The following is a 20,056-nucleotide window of genomic DNA, read 5'->3' as shown; positions in this document are numbered from 1 at the left end:
GCTGTGAACCGACCGGGACTGACCGATGTCTGGCCGCTGTCGCCCATGCAGCGCGGCATGTTGTTCCACGCCTTGTTCGACGACCGGTCGGCGACGATCGACGTCTACCGGGCCCAGCTGGTCTTCGAACTCGCCGGGGAGGTGGACCTCGCCGCGCTGCGCGCGACGGCCCGGACGCTGCTGCGCCGGCACCCGAACCTGCGTGCCGGCTTCCGGACGGTCAAGTCCGGCGAACCGGTGCAGGTGATCCCGCGCGAGGTCGAACTGCCGGTGCGCGAGGTCGACCTCGGCTCCGAACCCGAGGCGGAGCGGGACCGGCTGGCGTCCGAAGCGCAGCACGAGGAATGGTCGCGGCGCTTCGATCTGGCCGTCCCGCCGCTGCTGCGGCTGGCCGCGATCCGGCTCGGCGACGGCCGGGCCCGGGTGGTCCTCACCTTCCATCACATCCTGTCCGACGGCTGGTCCACCTCGATCCTGGCCAAGGAGCTGCTCGACCTCTACCGGCGCGGCGGCGACGACGCCGGCCTGCCGCCGCCCCCGCCCTACCGCGACTACCTGGCCTGGCTGGCCCGCCAGGACGGCGACGCCGCCAAGGCGGTGTGGCGGGAGCAGCTGCGGGGTGTGGAGCCGACGCTGGTCGCTCCGGCGGACGGCCACCGCGTCCCGGTCGACCCGGACGAGGTCCGGGTGGACCTGCCCGCCGAGCTCACCGCCGGACTCCAGGCCTTCGGCCGCGCGCACGGTCTGACCGCCGCCACCCTGCTCCGCGGCGCCTGGGCGATCCTGGTCGGCGCCCTGACCGGCCGCACCGATGTGGTGTTCGGCAGCACCACGGCCGGCCGCCCGCCGGAGATCCCGGGCATCGAGACCATGGTCGGCCTGTTCATAAACACCCTTCCGGTGCGGGCGCGGTGGAGCCCCGCCGAGCCGCTGTCGGACCTGCTCGTCCGCCTCCAGGACGAGCAGACGACGCTGCTGGACTACGAGTACCTGAGCCTGGCCGAGATCCAGCACGTCGCCGGCGCGCGCGACCTGTTCGACACGCTGATGGTCGTCGAGAACTACCCGGTCGACGCCTCCGGCTCCGCCGCGTCCTCCGGCCCCGAGCTGGGCGGCGGCCTGCGCCTGACCCGGACGGCCGGCCGCGACGCCACCCACTACCCGCTGGCGCTCCTCGCGACGCTGCGCGCGCTCCGGCTGACCTACCAGCCCGATCTGTTCGACCGCGCCACGGCAGAGGGCCTGACGGCGCGGTTGATCAGGGTGCTGGAGCAGATGGTGCGGGACGCCTCGATCCCGGTGGGCGACGTGGACGTGGTGCTGCCGGGGGAGCGGGACTGGCTGCTGGCCGAGGCCGGTGCCGGCGGCGCCGAGGCGGCGCAGGCCGGCTCGGCGACGGTGGTGGATCTGTTCGCGGCGCAGGTGGCGCGGACGCCGGACGCGGTCGCGTTGGTGTTCGAGGGTACGGAGATCACCTATGCGGAGCTGAGCGCGCGGGTGAACCGCCTGGCGGCCCTGTTGCGGACTCGTGGTGTGGGACTCGAATCGGTCGTCGCCGTGGTGATGGAACGCTCGGTGGATCTGGTGGTGGTGCTCCTGGCCGTGTTGCGGGCCGGTGGGGCGTATCTGCCGGTGGATCCGGAGTATCCGCCGACCCGGATCGAGTTCCTGGTCGCGGACGCGGCTCCGGCGTGTGTGGTGACGACGAGGGAGTTCGCGGGGTCGGTACCGGAGACGTCGGTGGAATGTGTGGTGATCGACGATCCGGCGGTGGTCGAGGAGCTGGCGGGCTTGGATGCCTCGTCGGGGCCGGATGCGACGTCGGATGGGTCGTCGGGTGCCTCGCCGGTGGCCGACGTGGGGTTGTCGCCGTCGCATCCGATGTACGTGATCTACACGTCTGGTTCGACCGGTGTGCCGAAGGGTGTGGTGGTGGCGCACGGCGGTGTGGTGAACCGGTTGGCGTGGATGCAGGGGCTGTATCGGTTGTCCGGCGCTGATCGGGTGGTGCAGAAGACGCCGTTCGGGTTCGACGTGTCGGTGTGGGAGTTCTTCTGGCCGTTGACGCGGGGTGCGGCGTTGGTGCTGGCGCGGCCCGGTGGACATCGTGACCCCGAGTATCTGGCGGGGTTGGTGGTCGACGCGGGTGTGACGGTGGTGCACTTCGTGCCCTCGATGCTGGAGGCGTTCGTGCCGTCGGCGGGAGTGTGTGGCGGCCTGCGGGTCGTGTTCACCAGCGGTGAGGCGCTGGGCGCCGGGGTGCGCGACAGGTTCCTCACTCAGCTTCCTGATACCCGGTTGTTCAACCTGTACGGACCGACCGAGGCGTCGGTGGACGTGACCGGGACGCGCTGCACCGTGCACGACGGTCCGGTGGTGTCGATCGGCGGTCCGCTGCCGGGGGTGCGGGTGTTCGTGCTCGATGACCGGCTGCGGCTGGTGCCACCCGGAATACCGGGCGAGCTGTACCTCGCCGGGGTGCAGTTGGCACGCGGGTACGCGGGACGTCCCGGGCTGACGGCGTCCCGTTTCGTGGCGTGCCCGTTCGAGCCGGGGACGCGCATGTACCGGACCGGGGACCTGGTGCGCTGGGGTTCCGACGGGCAGTTGGACTTCCTCGGCCGCAGCGATGACCAGGTCAAGATCCGCGGCTTCCGGGTGGAGCCCGGCGAAATCGAAGCGGTCCTGGCCGCGTACCCGGCCGTGGCGCAGGCCGTGGTGCTGGCTCGGCAGGACGAAGGACCGGACAAGCGTCTGGTCGCCTATCTGGTCTCTGATGACGACACGGTGATCGACGTCGACGCGGTGCGCGAGTTCGCGGTCGGCAGGTTGCCGGAGTACATGGTCCCGGCCGCGTTCGTCGTGCTGGACGCCTTGCCGGTGACGGTGAACGGCAAGCTGGATCGCGCCGCGCTGCCCGCCCCGGACTTCGCGGCGCTCGCCACCGACCGGGCTCCGCGTACCGCGCGGGAGGAGATCCTGTGCGGTCTGTTCGCGGACGTACTCGGCTTGGCGACGGTCGGCGTCGACGATGGGTTCTTCACTCTCGGCGGGGACTCGCTGACGGCGATGCGTCTGGTGGCGCGGGTCAGGTCGGTGCTCGGCACGGAGGTGCCGATCCGCACCGTGTTCCAGTCCCCGACGGTCGTCGCGCTGGCCGGACGCCTGGACGAGACCGGGATACCGCGCACCGCCGTGACGGCCGTCCGGCGACCGGAAGTGCTGCCGTTGTCCTTCGGTCAGCAGCGCATGTGGTTCCTGCACCGGTTGGAGGGGCCCAGCGCGGTCAACAACATCCCCTGGGCGGTGCGGCTGTCCGGGGAGTTGGATACCGCCGCTCTGCAAGCGGCCGTGACCGACGTCGCGGTCCGCCACGAGACGCTGCGCACGATCATCGCCGAGACCGACGGAGTCGCCGCGCAGCTGGTCCTCGATCCCGGCGCGCCGGGTGCCGTGCCGCAGCTGACGACGCACGAGGTGAGTGCGGCGGACCTGCCCGAGGCGTTGGCCGGACAGCTGGGTCTGCCGTTCGACCTGGCCCGCGAGGTGCCGTGGCGGGTGGGGTTGCTGCGGACGGCGCCGACGGAGCACGTGCTGGCGATCGTGGTGCACCACATCGCGTCGGACGGCTGGTCGATGAACATCCTGGCCCGCGACCTCTCCGCCGCCTACTCCGCACGCCTGGACGGCCGCGCCCCCGACTGGTCGCCGCTGCCGGTGCAGTACGCCGACTTCACCCAGTGGCAGCACGAGCTCCTGGCGGGCCGCCAGGATCCGGAGAGCATGCTCGGCCGCCAGCTGGCGCACTGGCAGCGCGCCTTGGCCGGCCTGCCGGAGCAGGTGGAGCTGCCCGCGGACCGCCCGCGGCCCGCGGAGGTCACACATCAGGGCTCGACGGTGCACTTCGAAGTCGACGGCTGGGTGCGCCAAGGCTTGGCGGGGATCGCCCGGTCGTCCGGGGCGACGTTGTTCATGGTGATCCAGGCCGGGTTGGCGGTGTGGTTGTCGCGGTTGGGTGCCGGTGAGGACATCCCGTTGGGCTCGCCGATCGCGGGGCGTACCGATGCCGCGCTGGACGATCTGGTCGGGTGCTTTCTCAATACCCTGGTGCTGCGCACCGACCTGAGCGGGAACCCGACGTTCACCGAGGTCGTGCGGCGAGTGCGGGAAGCCGACCTCGCCGCGTACGCCAACCAGGACCTGCCGTTCGAGTACCTGGTGGACGTCCTGCAGCCGGTGCGCTCGCTGTCCAGGCATCCGCTGTTCCAGGTGGGTTTCGTGCTCCAGAACGCGCCGAAGGAGGGCCTGAGCCTGCCGGGGCTGGAGCTGAGCGTGCAGCCGCTGGAGTCGGACGTCGCCAAGTTCGATCTGTTCGCGCACCTGTGGGAGCGGTCGGAGGAGAACGGCGGCGGTCTCAATGGTCTGCTGGAGTTCAGCAGCGACCTGTTCGACAGGTCCACCGCGCGGAGCCTGGCGGCGCGATTGATCAGGGTGCTGGAACAGGTGGCCGCCGATGCCTCCGTCCGCGTGGCGGATGTCGACGTGCAGTCGGCCGGGGAGCGGGAGTGGCTGCTGACCGATGCCGGTGTGGGTGGCGCCGAGGTTGCGGAGGCCGGCTTCGCAACCGTGGTGGATCTGTTCGCGGCGCAGGTGGCGCGGACGCCGGATGCGGTGGCGTTGGTGTATGAGGGTATTGAGATCTCTTACGCGGAGTTGGACGCGCGGGTGAACCGGCTGGCGGCTCTGTTGCGGAGTCGTGGTGTGGGGTTGGAGTCGGTCGTCGGTGTGGTGATGGAGCGTTCGCTGGATCTGGTGGTGGTGTTGCTGGCCGTGCTGAAGGCCGGTGGGGCGTATCTGCCGGTGGATCCGGAGTATCCGCCGACTCGGATCGGGTTCCTGCTGACGGATGCGGCCGCGGTGTGTGTGGTGACGACGAGCGCGTTCACGTCATTGCTGTCGGACACCCCGCTGGAGCCCGTGGTGGTCGATGACCCGGCGGTGATCGAGGAGTTGGCGAACGCCGTACCCCTGGCCGGCGAGCTGTCCGACCGCCTGCTGCCGTCGCATCCGATGTATGTGATCTACACGTCTGGTTCGACCGGAGTGCCGAAGGGCGTGGTCGTGGCGCACGGCGGTGTGGTGAACCGGTTGGCGTGGATGCAGGGCTTGTATCGGTTGTCCGACGCTGATCGGGTGGTGCAGAAGACGCCGTTCGGGTTCGACGTGTCGGTGTGGGAGTTCTTCTGGCCGTTGACGCGGGGTGCGGCGTTGATGCTGGCGCGGCCCGGTGGACATCGTGACCCCGAGTATCTGGCTGGGCTGGTGGTCGACGCGGGTGTGACGGTGGCGCACTTCGTGCCCTCGATGCTGGAAGCCTTCGTACCGTCGGCGGGCCGCTGTACGCAGCTGCGGGCGGTCTTCGCCAGTGGCGAGGCGCTGGGCGCTGGAGTGCGTGACAGATTCCTGACTCAGCTGCCGGAGACGGAACTGTTCAACCTGTATGGGCCGACTGAGGCGTCGGTGGACGTGACCGGCGTGCGCTGCACCGCGCAGGACGGTCCGGTGGTGTCGATCGGCGGTCCGCTGCCGGGGGTGCGGGTGTTCGTGCTCGATGACCGGTTGCGGTTGGTGCCGTCCGGGGTGCCGGGTGAGCTGTATCTAGCAGGAGTTCAGCTGGCGCGTGGATACGCGGGACGTCCCGGGCTGACGGCGTCGCGCTTCGTTGCGTGTCCGTTCGAACCGGAGACGCGCATGTACCGAACCGGGGACCTCGTGCGCTGGAGCGCCGACGGTCAGCTGGTGTTCCTCGGGCGTAGCGATGATCAGGTCAAGATCCGCGGCTTCCGGGTCGAGCCCGGCGAGATCGAGGCCGTGTTGGCCGCTCAGGCCGGTGTGGCTCAAGCTGTGGTGCTGGCTCGTCAGGACGAAGGATCGGACAAGCGCCTGGTTGCCTATCTGGTTCCTGGCGACACCTCCGTGATGGACGGTGCGGCCGTGCTGAAGTCCGCGGCTGAGAGACTGCCGGACTATATGGTGCCTGCCGCAGCGGTGGTCCTCGACGCTTTGCCGCTGACGGCGAACGGCAAGGTCGATCGGACCGCGCTGCCCGCCCCGGACTTCGCGGCGCTCGCCACCGGCCGGGCCCCGCGTACCGCGCGGGAGGAGATCCTGTGCGGTCTGTTCGCGGACGTACTCGGCTTGGAGAAGGTCGGCATCGACGACGGCTTCTTCACGCTCGGCGGGGACTCGCTGACGGCGATGCGTCTGGTGGCACGGATCAGGTCGGTGCTGGGGACGGAGGTACCGATCCGTAGTGTGTTCCAGTCCCCGACCGTCGCAGGCTTGGCCGCCCGGCTCGACGAGGACGCGGCCGGGGCCCCGCGTCCGCGGCTGCTGCCGGCCGCGCGACCCGAGACCGTGCCGTTGTCGTTCGGGCAGCAGCGCATGTGGTTCCTGCACCGGCTGGAGGGCCCGAGCGGGGCCTACAACATCTCCAGCGTCCTGCGGCTGCACGGCGCGGTGAGCGCGGCCGCGCTGGACGCGGCGCTCGGGGACGTGGCCGCGCGGCACGAAGCGCTGCGGACGGTCTTCGCGGACCTGGACGGGATCGGATGTCAGACGGTCCTGGACCTCGACACGCCGGGCGCCGTACCGCGGCTGGCGGCCCGGGAGGTGAGCCGGGCGCAGCTGTCCGGGGATCTGTCGAGGATCACTGATCAGGGCTTTGATCTGGCGCGCGAGGTGCCGTGGCGTGTGGCGTTGCTGAGCTTGTCGCCGGCGGAGCACGTGCTGGCGGTCGTGGTGCACCACATCGCGGCCGACGGCTGGTCGGTCGGCGTGCTGGCCCGTGACCTGTCCACGGCCTACGCCGCGCGGCTGGACGGCCGGGCGCCGGAGTGGCCGCCGTTGCCGGTGCAGTACGCGGACTTCACGCTGTGGCAGCGCGGTCTTCTCGACCGTCGAGGGGACCGGGAGAGCCTGTTCGAGCGTCAGCTCGCCTACTGGAAGGAGGCGTTGGCGGACCTGCCGGACCAGTTGGCGCTTCCGGTGGACCGTCCGCGACCTGTGGAGGTCACGCATCAGGGCTCGATGGTGCACTTCGAGGTCGACGCGCGGCTGCATCAGGACCTGGTGCAGGTGGCGCGGGGGTGTGGCGCGACGTTGTTCATGGTGGTGCAGGCCGCTTTGGCGTTGTTGTTGTCGAGGCTGGGTGGTGGCGAGGACATCCCGTTGGGCTCGCCGATCGCCGGGCGTACCGATGCCGCGCTGGACGATCTGGTCGGCTACTTCCTCAATACCCTGGTACTGCGCACCGACCTGAGCGGTGACCCCACGTTCGCCGAGCTCGTCGCGCGGGTGCGGGAGACCGATCTGGCCGCGTACGCCAACCAGGATCTGCCGTTCGAACACCTCGTGGACGTCCTGCAACCGGCCCGCTCGCTGTCTCGACACCCCCTGTTCCAGGCGGGTCTCGTGCTGCAGAACGCGCCGAAGGCGGGTCTGAGCCTGCCCGGGGTGGACCTGAGCGTCGAGCCGCTGGCGCTGAAGATCGCCAAGTTCGATCTGTTCGTCCACCTGTGGGAACGCTCGGACGGTGAGGACGGAGAGGACGGAGAGGACAGGGCGCACGGCGAGGACCGCGGTCTCAATGGTCTGCTGGAATTCAGCACCGACCTGTTCGACCCGTCGACCGCACAGCATCTGGTGGCGCGGTTGATCAGGGTCCTGGAACAGGTGGCTGCGGACGCCTCCGTCCGTGTCGCGGACGTCGACCTGCTGCTGCCGGGCGAGCGGGACTGGCTGCTGACCGAGGTCGGCCGGGGAGCGGCGGACCTCGGCGCGTCGACGGTGGTCGGGTTGTTCGAGGCCCAGGTCGCCCGGACGCCGCAAGCTGTGGCGGTGGTGTGTGAGGGCGTTGAGTTCACCTACGCGGAGCTGAGCGCCCGGGTGAATCAGCTGGCGGGCTTCCTGCGCGGACACGGGGTCGGCGCGGAAGCGGTGGTCGGGGTGGTGATGGAGCGTTCCGCCACGCTGATCGTGACCTTGCTGGGGGTGTTGAAGTCAGGCGGGGCCTATCTGCCCGTGAACCCGGAGTATCCGATGGAGCGGATCGGGTTCATGCTCGACGACGCCGAGGCCTCACTGGTCCTCACGGACGCGGCGGGAGCCGCTCGGGTACCCGCCGGCGGCGCGCGGGCGATGAGTCTGGACGACGCGGCGGTGGCCGAGGCCTTGGCCGCGCAGCCGACCGGGGATCCCCGGGAGCCGGCGGGCGCGGGGGACCTGGCGTATCTGATCTACACCTCGGGCTCGACCGGCGTCCCCAAGGCCGTCATGGTCGAACACCGTGCTTTGGCCGAGTATCTGCGGTGGGCGGGTGTGCTCTACGGCCTGGGAGCCGAGCGTGGTTCGTTGCTGTACTCCTCACCGGCGTTCGATCTGACGATCACCGCGTTGTTCGTCCCGCTGGTACGCGGCGGATGCGTGACGGTGGTCGCGGAGTCGGGGGCCGAGGCCGTGTCCGCGTGCGCCGACCGGTTGTCCGCGTCCCGGGTCGGGCTCTTGAAGACCACCCCGGCGGCGCTCGAGGCCATGCTCGACGGCCTGGCCGAAGCCGAAGCCGAAGCCGAAGCCGAAGCCGGGGCCGGGGCCGACGGCGGCCGGGCGGCGGCGGGAGCCGAGGTCGTGGTGGTCGGCGGCGAGGCGCTGCCGACGGACCTGGCCCGCCGTGCGCACGAGCGCTGGGCCGCCGCGGTGGTCAACGAGTACGGTCCCACGGAGGCGACAGTCGGGTGCGTGGTGTACCGGCTCGACGAGCGCCCGGTGCGCGGCCTCGGGATGCCGATCGGGCAGCCGAGCGCGAACATGGGGGTGTTCGTGCTCGATGACCGGTTGCGGTCGGTGCCGGCCGGAGTGCCGGGCGAGTTGTATCTGGCCGGAGTGCAGTTGGCGCGCGGCTACGGGCATCGGCCCGGGCTGACGGCGTCGCGCTTCGTGGCGTGTCCGTTCGAGCCCGGGGCCCGGATGTACCGGACCGGGGACCTGGTGCGCTGGGACGCCGACGGACAACTGGTGTTCCTCGGCCGCAGTGACGATCAGGTCAAGATCCGCGGCTTCCGGGTCGAGCCCGGCGAGATCGAAGCGGCGCTGGCCGCTCATCCCGATGTGGCTCAGGCCTTCGTCCTGGCGCGTCGGGACGGTGCGTCGGACAATCGTCTCGTCGCCTACCTGGTCCCCGCCGGCGATACGGAGCTCGATCTCGCCGCGGTGCGCGAGTTCGTCGCGGCCAAGGTGCCCGACCATCTGGTCCCGGCCGCGTTCGTCCCGGTCGCCGCTTTGCCGTTGACGGTGAACGGGAAGGTGGACCGGGCCGCGTTGCCGGCCCCGGACTTCGCCGCGCTCGCCGTCAGCCGGGCCCCGCGCACCGCGCGCGAGGAGGTCCTGTGCGGCCTGTTCGCGGACGTGCTCGGCCTGGACCGGGTCGGGATCGACGACGGGTTCTTCGACCTCGGCGGCGAGTCGCTGCTGGCGATGCGGCTGGTCGCGCGGATCCGTGCCGCGCTCGGCGTGGAGGTGGCCGTCCGGGACGTGTTCCTGTCCCCGACGGTGGCGGGCCTGGCCGGACACCTGGACGGCTTCGGCGCGGCGCGTCCGCCGCTGCTGCCGCTGGACCGTCCGGACCGGATCGCGCTGACACCTGATCAACAGCGTCTGTGGACGGTGAATCAGCAGCCTGGCTCGCGGGCCGCCGACAGCGTGCCGGTGACGGTGCGCCTGACCGGCGAGCTGGATCTGACGGCCCTGCGGTCCGCCGTGGCCGACGTGGCGGGGCGGCACGAGTCCCTGCGCACCGTTTTCGCCGGTGTCGGGACGAGCGCACACCAGGTGGTGCTGGATGCTGCGGCGCCGGGGGCGGTCCCTGCCCTGACGGTGCGCGCGGCGACCGAGTCGGAGGTGGCCGAAGCCCTGGCCGACGAGCTCGACCGGGGCTTCGATCTGTCCGCCGAGGTGCCCTGGCGGGTCGCGGTGCTCCGACTGGCGCCGGCCGACCAGGTACTGGCGATCACGGTGCACCACATCGTCTCGGACGGCTGGTCGGTCGGCTTGCTCAGCCGCGACCTGTCCACCGCCTATTCCGCACGCCTGCGAGGCCGCGCCCCCGACTGGTCCCCGCTGCCGGTGCACCACGCCGATTTCGTGCTCTGGCAACGCGATCTGCTCGGCCGCCGGGACGAGCCCGGCACACTGTTCCATCAGCAATGGGCCTACTGGAGCCAAGCGCTGGCCGACCTTCCCGAGCCGTTGGCCCTCGTCGGCGCCGAAGCGGAGCCCGACCCCGACCCCGACCCCGACCGCGACCGGCCGGATTCGGTGCACGCCTTCGCCGTGGACCCGCAGGTCCACCAGGGCGTACTTGACCTGGCCCGAACCGAGCACTGCACGGTGTTCGTGGTCCTCCAGACGGCTTTGGTGGCCGCCTTGGCACTGACCGGAGCCGGGGAGGACATCCCCATCGGCTCGGCGTCGGCGGGCCGGGCCGACGCGTCGGTGCACGACGTCATCGGACTGTTCGCGAACATGTTGGTACTGCGCACCAAAGCGGATGGCGACCCGACCTTCGCGGAACTGATGCGCCGAGTGCGCGACACGAACCTGGCCGCGAACCTCAACCAGGATCTGCCGTTCCACCTTCTGGTGGACGAGCTCACCCCGACCCGCAATCCGCCGTTCCAGGTGATGCTGAGCCTTGAGGGCTTCCTGGACCTGCCCTGGGCGCTGCCCGGTCTCCAAGCCGTCCGCGCGCCGCGGATCGGCCGGGCCGCGGCCGGCGGCCGGACTCCCGGCCTGTCACTGGTCCTGCACGAAAAGCAGACCCCTGATGGCGCTCCCGGCGGAATCGAAGCCCTGGCCCAGTTCGCACCCGGGGTCTTCGACCGGCCGTCGGTGCGGCGGCTCGCGTCCACGCTGCTGGAGCTGCTCCGCAGGGCCACGACCGAACCGGCGGTGCGGGTCGGCGATGTCCCTGGGGCACAGGACATCGACGCGTCCGCACCGCCGGCCGGCGCTCTCCAGGTCGATCCGACGCTGGAATCAGGGCGTTGAGCAGGACGCCGTCGGCCTGCCCGGCCCGGTGAGATCACTCGTCGTCGAGGGCGATGAGCACACTGACGACGGTGATGGCGTGTCCGCAGTTCGGGCAGCAATGGGCCGTACCGAGCTCCAGAGCGGTGTCGGGCGGAGGGCTGTCGGGGGTTGTGCCGCCGGGACCGTCGGGGGGTGTCGGGTCCGGGGCCGCGGCCCTTCCGCTTCTCGCGTGGAGCTTGTTCGCGATGGTGATGGGGACTCCAGGGGGGTGGGTCGGGGAGGGGGCAGGTGCCGCCTGCTCGGCGCGCCTAGACCGGTGCCGACGGCGCGGGGGGCGTCGGCGGCGCGGGTTTCGGCGGGGCCGGCCGAGAGGTGGGGACGCTCGGCGGTGGCGGCGACGACCACGGGGGTGGCAGGGGCGGCCTGGTCGAGGGCGTCGGTGGACTCGGCGGTGTCGGGGTCGGTGACAGGCTGGCGGGCGGGGACGGCACCGGACGCGGCGGCGGGTCCGGCGTGGGCGGCGGGTTGGTGTCCTTCGGCAGCAGGTGCCGGCAGGCGTCGAGCGCCGCCCGGTACGCCGCCGAGCGCAGGTCCACGGCGCCGACGCCGGAAACGAGCTGGACCGAGCCGTTCGCCGTGATGGTGATGCCGGGGAAGTGCGGCTGCCCGTGCGTGCGCATGCACGCGGTGAAGGCGTCGGCGGCCTGGGACGACGTACTGCCGGAGCCGGTGCTCGCAGCGGCGTTCGCACCCGCGGCCGCGTCCTGGTTCACGGGCTTGGCCTGGTTCGCAGGGCCGGCGGCCGCCGCCTCGAGGGCGGCGCCGCTGGTCGCGGTCCCGGCCCCGGCGCCGGGTCGGGCAGCGCCGGCGCCGTCGGCGCTCGGGCCGGCCTGGCAGGCCGTGGTCACGGCCACCGCGAGTCCGGCCAGGCCCACGCCCCATCCGGCCCGGAGCAGCCGGCTCCCGACGGGCCGGCGGGGTGGCGGGGGTGGCGTCGGTGGCCTCGGTGGCGTCGGCGGTTTGGGCATGGTGCTCCTTCGCTGTTCCGCGGTCTTCGGGTTCCGGCTCCGACTCAACCAGGTCGGCGGTTACCGCACGGGAACACCGGTTGTTATCTCGCTGTAACCGCCTGCCGGACGGGGAGTGACGTGTTCGGGGGGTCCGTCCTTGGTGGGCGACCGGGGCGATGCCATAGTTGGTTCCGGACGTCGCAGGGTTCGTATAAACCCCGGAGAGTGCATCAGTGCTCTGCGGGGCGGTCGTTCGCCGGCGGGTCGCCCGGTCCTGGACAGCCCCACTGGCCCTGACCATCCGATTCGCCACGACCCGACGGTCGGCGCCCCACCCCGAGTCGCCGACGGGCCCGTGCACGTCCGACACAGCGCGCGCCGACGTGTAGGAGCGGGCCCGGTGGGCCCGCCGCGTCGGGCGCGGCGATGGAGAGGAATCCGATCGCATGCCGTCGACCCGCCCCACATCCACTGCGCGCGGCGCAGTCTTCCGCCGCCCTCCCGCCCTGGCCAAGGGCGCGGCCGTGGCCCTGGTCGCGGCCGGGACCCTGGCCGCCGCCGGTCCCGCCGCACTGGCCGGGACCACTCCGACCGCCGCTTCGACCAGTGGTCAACCGGTCTACGTCAGCAACATCAACGCCGGTACCGTCTCGGTCCTGAGGTCCGGCGCCGTCGTGGCCACCATCCCGGTCGGCTCCGGTCCCGGTGCGGTGGCGGTCTCGCCCGACGGGTCCGCCGCCTACGTGGCCGACTTCGGCGGCGCCTCCGTCTCGGTCATCGACACCGGCAGCGCCACGGTCCGGGCCACCGTGCCGGTCGGCACGGACCCCGCCGCCGTGGCCGTCTCGCCGGACGGCAGCACCGTGTACGTCGCCAACGGCATCGACGGCACCGTCTCGGTGATCGCGGCCGCCACCGACTCGGTCGTGGCCACCGTGCCCGTGGGCGGTCACCCCGCCGGTGTGGCCGTCTCGCCGGACGGCGGCAGCGTCTACGTCAGCGGGACCGCGGCCGCCGGCGGCGCCGGGGCCGGCTCCGGCCTCGCGGCGGCCGCCGGCGCGGTCTCGGTCATCAGTACGGACACTGACACGGTCACCGCGACCATCGCCGTCGGCGGCAGCCCCACCGGCGTCGCGGTCTCGCCGGACGGCGGCACCGTCTACGCCACCGGCTTCGCCTCCAACTCGGTCGCGGTGATCGACACCGGGAGCGAGACGGTCGTCGGCACCGTCGCCGTCGGCTCGCACCCCGGCGCCGTGGCCGTGAGCCCGGACGGTTCGGCGGCCTACGTCTCGAACTTCGGCAGCGGCAGCGTGTCGGTGATCGACACCGGCAGCGACGCGGTCACCGCGACCGTGCGGGTCGGCTCCGGTCCCGAGGGCGTCGCCGTGAGCGCGGACGGCTCGGCGGCGTACGTCGCGGGCAGCCACGGCAACACCGTCTCGGTGATCGCCACCGCGACCGACACCGTCACCGCCACGGTCCACGGGTTCGCCGGCCCCACCGGCGTCGCGGCGGCGCCGTAGCGCGGGTCCGGTCGGCGTGTCGGTCCGGTCCGATCCGATCGGTCCGGTCCGGTCCGATCCGGGTCGATCCGGACCGCCGGCCGGCCGCCGGGCATGCTCCGCCGCGGGCCGGGTGCTCGGTGCGGAGCGTGCCCGGTCGACGGGCTCATACATACTGCGTAAACACGAACCTCTGCCACGGGCCGGGGGTTCGCTTAGGGGTGGGAGACGTTCAGTGGCTTCCCAGGGTGTGGCGATGACTCGGCGCACGAGTCTGCATCTGCCTCCGGGGCTGGCGTGGTCCGAGTGGCGGCGGCTGGGCCGTCAGATCTTCGTCATCGCGGATTCATCGGCCTGGTGGCTGGGCGACTGGCTGATATACGGGCAGAACTGCTATCCGAACCGGTACAAGCGCGCGGTCGCTGAGACGTCGCTGGACTACCAGACGCTGCGCAACTACGCCTGGGTGGCCCGCAAGGTCCCGGTGGAGCGGCGCCGGGAGGGGCTCGGCTTCCAGCACCACGCGGAGGTGGCCGGGCTGTCGGCGGGGGAGCAGGACGAGTGGCTCTCGCGCGCCGAGGAACAGAGTTGGACACGCAACGAGTTGCGGCGGCGGATCCGGGCCGCGCAGCGCAAGGACGCGTACGCGCAGGAGAGCGCCGTCGTGCAGATGTACGTCGCCGCCGAGCGCCAGGGCCGATGGCAGGCGGCGGCCGACTCCGCGCAGATGGACCTGCTGGAGTGGATCGTCCGGACGCTGGACGGGATCGCCGAGGCGAACCCCGGGTCCGAGGCGCGCTGAGTTCGCTTCATGTCACAAGGGGAGGGTTCTGTTCGATGATGGACAACGCCGTCAGGGGCGTGGCAGCGGGGGCACGTACGGCGAATCCCGAACGGCTTTCGCTGGACCCGTCCACGGTGACCAGACGCACCTCGCTGACCCTGCGGGCCGGACTGACAGTGGACGAATGGCTCCGGGTGGGGCTGCAGATCAGCCGGGTCTCCGAGTCCTCGACATGGTGGCTGGGGGACTGGCTCGTCTACGGCCGCCAGCGCTACCCCGACCGCTACCGGCAGGCTGTCGAGAGCACCAGCCTCGACTACCAGACCCTGCGCAACTACGCCTGGGTGGCGGGCAAGATCGGCGTGGAGCGCCGGCGCAGCGCGCTGAGCTTCCAACACCACGCACAGGTCGCGCCGCTGCCGGAGCCGGCCCAGGACGCCTGGCTGGAGAAGGCCGAGCGGCACGGCTGGTCGCGCAACCGGTTGCGTGCGGAGCTCAAGGCCGCGGCCGCCGATCCGGGCTCCGAGGCCAGGATGGTGCAGTTGCGGCTGGAGGGCGAGCAGCTGAGCCGGTGGCGGCAGGCGGCCGAACGGGAGGGCCGGGACCTGCTCAGCTGGATGACGCAGGGGCTGGACGAGGCGGCCGGACTGGCCGAGCCGGACCCGGTTCCCGCGCTGCCGCCGGCTCCGGCCCCGCAGGGGGTGGCGATCGGGTCGGGGGCGGCGTTGTGACCGAGCCGTTCCACAGGCGTTCCCGGGCCGGGCCGGTTGCCGCGATTTTATCGCAGAATCCTGATAAGCCCAGGTCCGGGGGCGGCCGTCTGCCCGGGTTCGGTACGTGTCGGCCCGACTGTGGGGGATGGTGCCTTCGCATTGGTTTGTCCCGCCGGCGAGACAGGCGGGCGCACGCTGCTCCGGGTGCTCGTTGACTGCTTCGGAAGGCGGCACCTACGGTGACTCCCGGTCGGGCGTGGCCGGTGTATCCGCTTTCGTCCCGGGACCTGTTTGCCGGACGCGAGGAATCCGTGAGGCGATCTGATGCATGACCTTGCGACGAACGGCTCGGCCGAGATCGGCACCCGTACCCGTGCCAAGACCCGCACCATCGCCGTGGACGACCTGCACGGCTCCGTCGCCGATCCGGTGCTGGAGTCGATGACCTTCCTGAACGAGGTCACCACCCGGTATCCGGAGGCGGTCTCGTTCGCGCCCGGCCGGCCGTACGAGGGCATGTTCGACGTCGCGAGCGTCACCGAGTACTTCGAGGCGTATCTGGCGCACCTGCGCGCGGCCGGCCGCACCGAGGACGAGATAAGGACCCTGATATTCCAGTACGGCCGGACCAAGGGCCAGATCCACGGCCTGATCGCCGAGGCGCTGGCGCACGACGAGGGGATCCGGGTCGACCCGGAGTCCGTGGTGGTCACGGTCGGCGCGCAGGAGGGCATGGTCCTGGCGCTGCGGGCCCTGTTCGCGGGGCCGGACGACGTCCTGCTGGCGAGCTCGCCGTGTTACGTCGGCCTGTCCGGCGCCGCCCGGCTGCTCGACGTCCCGGTGGTCCCGGTGCCCGAGGGCGGCCAGGGCCTCGACCCGGAGGCGGTGCGCGCCGCCGCCCGCCGCGTGGCGGCCTCCGGGCGGCGGGTGCGCGCCTGCTACGTGGTGCCCGACTTCGCCAACCCGTCGGGCGCGAGCATGCCGACCGCCGCCCGCCGCAGGCTGCTTGACGTGGCGGCGGCCGAGGATTTCCTGATCCTGGAGGACAACCCCTACGGGTTCTTCGGCGGTGAGCAGGAGCCGCGCCCGACACTCAAGGCCCTGGACCCGGACGGCTCGGTCGTCTACCTCGGCTCGTGCTGCAAGACCTGCTTCCCCGGAGCGCGCCTCGGCTACGTCGTCGCCGACCAGCGGGTCCGGCGGCGCGACGGCTCGCACGGGCTCCTCGCCGACGAACTGGCGAAGATCAAGAGCATGATCACGGTCAACACCCCGTCGCTGAGCCAGGCGGTGATCGGCGGTGCGCTGCTGCGCTGCGACTGTCGTCTGCGCGCCGCCAACACCGCGACGGCGGCCTTCTACCGGGCCAACCTGGCAGCCGTCCAAAGCGAGCTCGCACGGCACTTCCCGCCCGCGGCCCGCGCCGAACTCGGCCTGAGCTGGAACCGGCCGGACGGCGGCTTCTTCACCGTCCTCACGGTACCGTTCACCGCCGACGAAGCGGCGCTGGAGCGCTCGGCGCGGGAGTTCGGCGTGCTCTGGACGCCCATGGCGGCCTTCTTCCCACCAGGCGCCGGCCACGACCGCCTCCGCCTGTCCTCCAGCTACCTGACCCCGGACCAGCTCCGGGAAGGCATCACCCGCCTCGCCGCGTTCCTGCGGGCCGAGGCGGCCCACCACCCGTCACCACCGAAGGGAAGAACGACATGAGCGGCAACCCGTTCGACGACGCAGAGGCCTCATTCCTCGTCCTGACCAACGCCGAGGGCCAGTACTCCCTGTGGCCGCAGCCCATAGCCGTCCCCGAAGGCTGGGCGGTCGTCTTCGGCGCGGCCGGCCGCCAGGACTGCCTCGACCACGTCGAGGCGAACTGGACGGACATGCGGCCGCTGAGCCTGGTCGAGGCCATGGGGTCGTGACAGGCGTCTGACATCCCGCAGCCGCCGGCGGGGATCCGCGGGCGGCTACGGGGTCCAGGCCGAAGGCGCCACCTGGGCGCCAGAACCCTTCCTGCACGCCAGACCGCCCAAGGGCCCCCGAGTCATGGTCCTGATTTCGGGACCACTGCTTTCGGGTCCGCATGCGTGTCAGCGGACGAATCCACCGCGTGAACAGGCATAATCCCTGCATCACAAGTAAGTCAAAACTCTGGTTTACTCCGCAGTAGATACTCCCCCGATCCTAGGCTCCCCGCTGTGCGTCGCCGGGACTCCGGCGCCGGAGCCGACAAGGGGAGAGCCTCCGTGGGGGATGAGCCGAGTGCGTCCATAGCGGGATACCGCGACCTGGTCGTGATCGGGCGCGGCGGGTCGAGCGTCGTGTACCGGGCCTGGCAGGCGAGGTTCGAGCGCTATGTCGCGGTCAAGGTGCTGTCCGGGGAGTTCGACGAGACCGCCTCGCGGCGCTTCGTGCGGGAGATGCGGCTGACCGGCCGGCTGACCGGGCATCCGCACGTCGTGACCGCGCTGGACGCCGGTACCACGAGCGCCGGGCAGCCGTTCATGGCCACCGACCTGTACGAGCAGGGCTCGCTGCAGGACCGCCTGGACGCCTCCGGCCCGCTGCCGGCCGTCGAGGTCGCCGCGATCGGCGCGAAGATCGCCGGGGCGCTGGCCGACGCGCACACCCTGGGTATCGTGCACCGCGACGTGAAGCCGAGCAACATCCTGATATCGCGCTTCGGCGAGCCGGCGCTGGCCGACTTCGGCGTGGCCGTGGCTCCCGGATCACCGTCCGGGATGACCAGCGGGAACGCCTTCACCCCGGTCCACGCGGCGCCGGAGACGGTGGCCGGGGCCAGGCCGTCGGCGGCCGGCGACGTCTATTCCCTCGGTTCGACGTTGCACCACCTGCTGACCGGCGAGCCGCCGTTCTTCCGGGCGGACAGCCCGGAGATCATCGCCCTGTTGTTCCGCATCGTGAACGAGCCGCCCCCGGAGCTGCACTGTCCGGAGCTGCCCGCGCTCGTCACGGTTATCCGGACCGCCATGGCCAAGCATCCGGCGGCCCGGCCCGCCGGCGCCGCACAACTGGCCTGGAGACTCAGGGAGCTGATCCTGCCCGACGGCTGGGCACACGCCGACCCGGTCGCGGCGCCGCCGCCGGACGTCGACCTCCCGCCGTGGCTGGTCTCCGAGCCCCTGGCCCTTCCCCCGGCGGCGAACGTCACGCTGGCCATCACCGCCGGAGAAGCGCGTCCGCCGACCCGGAAGTCGGCCGGCCGGCGTGCGAACGCCAAGCGCCGCCGAACAGCGGCCCTTGTCAGTGCCGGCATCGGGATCGCGGGGCTGGCCCTGGCGCTCACCTCGTTTCTTCGGCGCTAGTGCTTGGTGTGTGGGTGGCTGGGGTGTGGTGGGTGCGACGGGTGCGGTTTGGCGGTGGTTTTAAGGGCTTTTACGGCTTCGCAGGGTTTTAAGAAGGATCCGTTGGGTGGCGCAGTTCGGTGGTGCCCCGTTGGTTGCGTTGGCGGCTGGCGGTTGTCCGTGTCCACGACCGCGCACCGGTCCGAGTCACTGCGCACGCGTTGCGTAGGCGGCAATCGTCGAGCGTGGTGGGCGCCGAAGGTCGAAGGCAGGGCCTCCGGCGGCGCCTGCGCGGCGAGCGGCCTCGCTCCGGGGAGGGGGGTCGCGCTGTCTGCTGCCGGACACTGCTTGTGGTCGCCTTTGTTCCGGGTTCCCCGTCGCGTCGTCGCCTGATGGAAGCAGACCGGTCCGGTGGTGTCCAGCCGCATCACACGCTGCTGTGGTGCAGCCTCGTCCGGCTGGGACACCACCGGCCCGGTCAGCTTGGCTGCGCCCGCCGACGCGACGGGGAACCCGGGACAACCCCGGCCTGTGGTGTGGACACGGTCCACTCGGGTGCGTACACCTGCGGGTGGTGACGTGGCGCGCCCGAGATGTGGGAATCCTTCCCACAGTGGGGGTTGTCCCGGATCCCTCGTCGCTGTCGGCGGTGCTTGCACAACCAGCCCGGACTGCAATGCCGCGTAGTTAAGGTTTTGGTGGTGGCGTCAAGTGGGGCTGTGAGCTGTGGCTTTATAGAGTGAACGAGACCTCTGATATGCCGGTTCTTGTCTAGGGAACCCGGGATCGGAGGTCTCGTCGTGTCTGAGTCTGCCATGGTGCGTGTCGATCGGTCGATCGAGGTGGCGGCGGGGGTGTTCGCTCCGGGGCATTTGGGGGAGCTGACGCAGTTCCTGCCGTTGGAGTTGGTGGATGCGGTGTTGGCCGATACCGGGTGTGTGCAGCAGCGGGTGCGGGTCCTGCCGTCGCGGGTGGGGGTGTATTTCGTGCTGGCGCTGTGTCTGTTTCGGCCGGTGGGTGCTGTGAAGGTGTTCGGCAAGTTGTGTGCGGGCCTGCCGGCCCGGTTGCGGGTGAGCCCGTCGGAGAAGGGGTTGCGGGATCTGCGGCGGCGGTTGGGGGCGGCGCCGTTCAAGGCGCTGTTCGAGGCCGTGGCCGGGCCGTTGGCGACCCCGAGCACGCCGGGGGTGTCCTACCGGCGCTGGCGCACGGTGGCCTTCGACGGTTGTTTGTCGCTGCAGACCCCGGATTCGGTGCGCAACCGCGGCTGGCTGGGGAAGATCAGGTATTGGCAGGGCTGGTCCGGATACCCGCACCTGGTGCTGATGGTGTTGTGCGAGACTGGGACCCGGGGGCTGTTGGGTGCGGTGTTCGGGCCGGTCGGCACTGATGAACGCGGCTGGGCGGTGCGGCTGCTGCCGCTGCTGAACGACAAGATGCTGGTGTTGTGCGATCGCGGGTTCGACTCCGATGACTTCGCAGCCGAGCTGGCCGGCACCGGTGCACAGTTCCTCATCCGGGCCACCGCTGCCCGCAACCCGCCGGTGCTGGCCCGGTTGTCCGACGGCTCGTTTCTGTCCCGGCTGGGTGCCCTGCCAGTGCGGATCATCGACGTCGATGTGGTCGTGACCTTGGCCGACGGCACCCGTAACGCCGACCG

At 71.4% G+C, this 20,056-nt stretch carries 9 protein-coding genes; 8 read left to right on the top strand and 1 reads right to left on the bottom strand.

Annotated features, from left to right (window positions below):
• Positions 1-3: 3 nt before the first annotated feature.
• Positions 4-11,103, top strand: a complete 11,100-nt coding sequence (locus ABH920_RS39075; protein WP_370354346.1) for an amino acid adenylation domain-containing protein — start codon at positions 4-6, stop codon at positions 11,101-11,103.
• Between the two features lie 290 nt (positions 11,104-11,393).
• Here ABH920_RS39075 and ABH920_RS39070 read toward each other — a convergent pair whose 3' ends face one another.
• A complete protein-coding gene (locus ABH920_RS39070; protein WP_370354345.1) occupies positions 11,394-12,113 on the bottom strand; it encodes a hypothetical protein in 720 nt (239 codons plus the stop codon).
• Positions 12,114-12,541: 428 nt separating this feature from the next.
• On the opposite strand from ABH920_RS39070, the gene ABH920_RS39065 reads away from it, so the two are divergent.
• The 7 genes from ABH920_RS39065 to ABH920_RS39035 form a co-directional block, all read left to right on the top strand.
• On the top strand, positions 12,542-13,621 hold the full coding sequence (locus ABH920_RS39065) for a beta-propeller fold lactonase family protein (protein ID WP_370354344.1): 1,080 nt from the start codon (positions 12,542-12,544) through the stop codon (positions 13,619-13,621).
• Positions 13,622-13,856: 235 nt separating this feature from the next.
• Complete coding sequence (locus ABH920_RS39060) at positions 13,857-14,402, top strand: LmbU family transcriptional regulator (protein WP_370354343.1); 546 nt, start codon at positions 13,857-13,859, stop codon at positions 14,400-14,402.
• A 35-nt stretch (positions 14,403-14,437) separates the two neighbouring features.
• On the top strand, positions 14,438-15,115 hold the full coding sequence (locus tag ABH920_RS39055; RefSeq protein ID WP_370354342.1) for an LmbU family transcriptional regulator: 678 nt from the start codon (positions 14,438-14,440) through the stop codon (positions 15,113-15,115).
• A gap of 306 nt (positions 15,116-15,421) precedes the next feature.
• Positions 15,422-16,807, top strand: a complete 1,386-nt coding sequence (locus ABH920_RS39050; RefSeq protein WP_370354341.1) for a PLP-dependent aminotransferase family protein — start codon at positions 15,422-15,424, stop codon at positions 16,805-16,807.
• Positions 16,804-17,016, top strand: a complete 213-nt coding sequence (locus tag ABH920_RS39045; RefSeq protein WP_370354340.1) for an MbtH family protein — start codon at positions 16,804-16,806, stop codon at positions 17,014-17,016. Before ABH920_RS39050 ends, ABH920_RS39045 begins: the two co-directional genes overlap by 4 nt.
• Positions 17,017-17,340: 324 nt before the next feature.
• A complete protein-coding gene (locus ABH920_RS39040; protein WP_370354339.1) occupies positions 17,341-18,420 on the top strand; it encodes a serine/threonine-protein kinase in 1,080 nt (359 codons plus the stop codon).
• A 779-nt stretch (positions 18,421-19,199) separates the two neighbouring features.
• A partial coding sequence (locus ABH920_RS39035) for a transposase domain-containing protein (RefSeq protein WP_370354338.1) occupies positions 19,200-20,056 on the top strand: 857 nt, incomplete at its 3' end.

The sequence above is a fragment of the Catenulispora sp. EB89 genome, from assembly GCF_041261445.1.
Lineage (GTDB): Bacteria > Actinomycetota > Actinomycetes > Streptomycetales > Catenulisporaceae > Catenulispora.
Note: the sequence above shows the minus strand (reverse complement) of the source record. Positions and strands in the feature narration are given on the sequence as shown.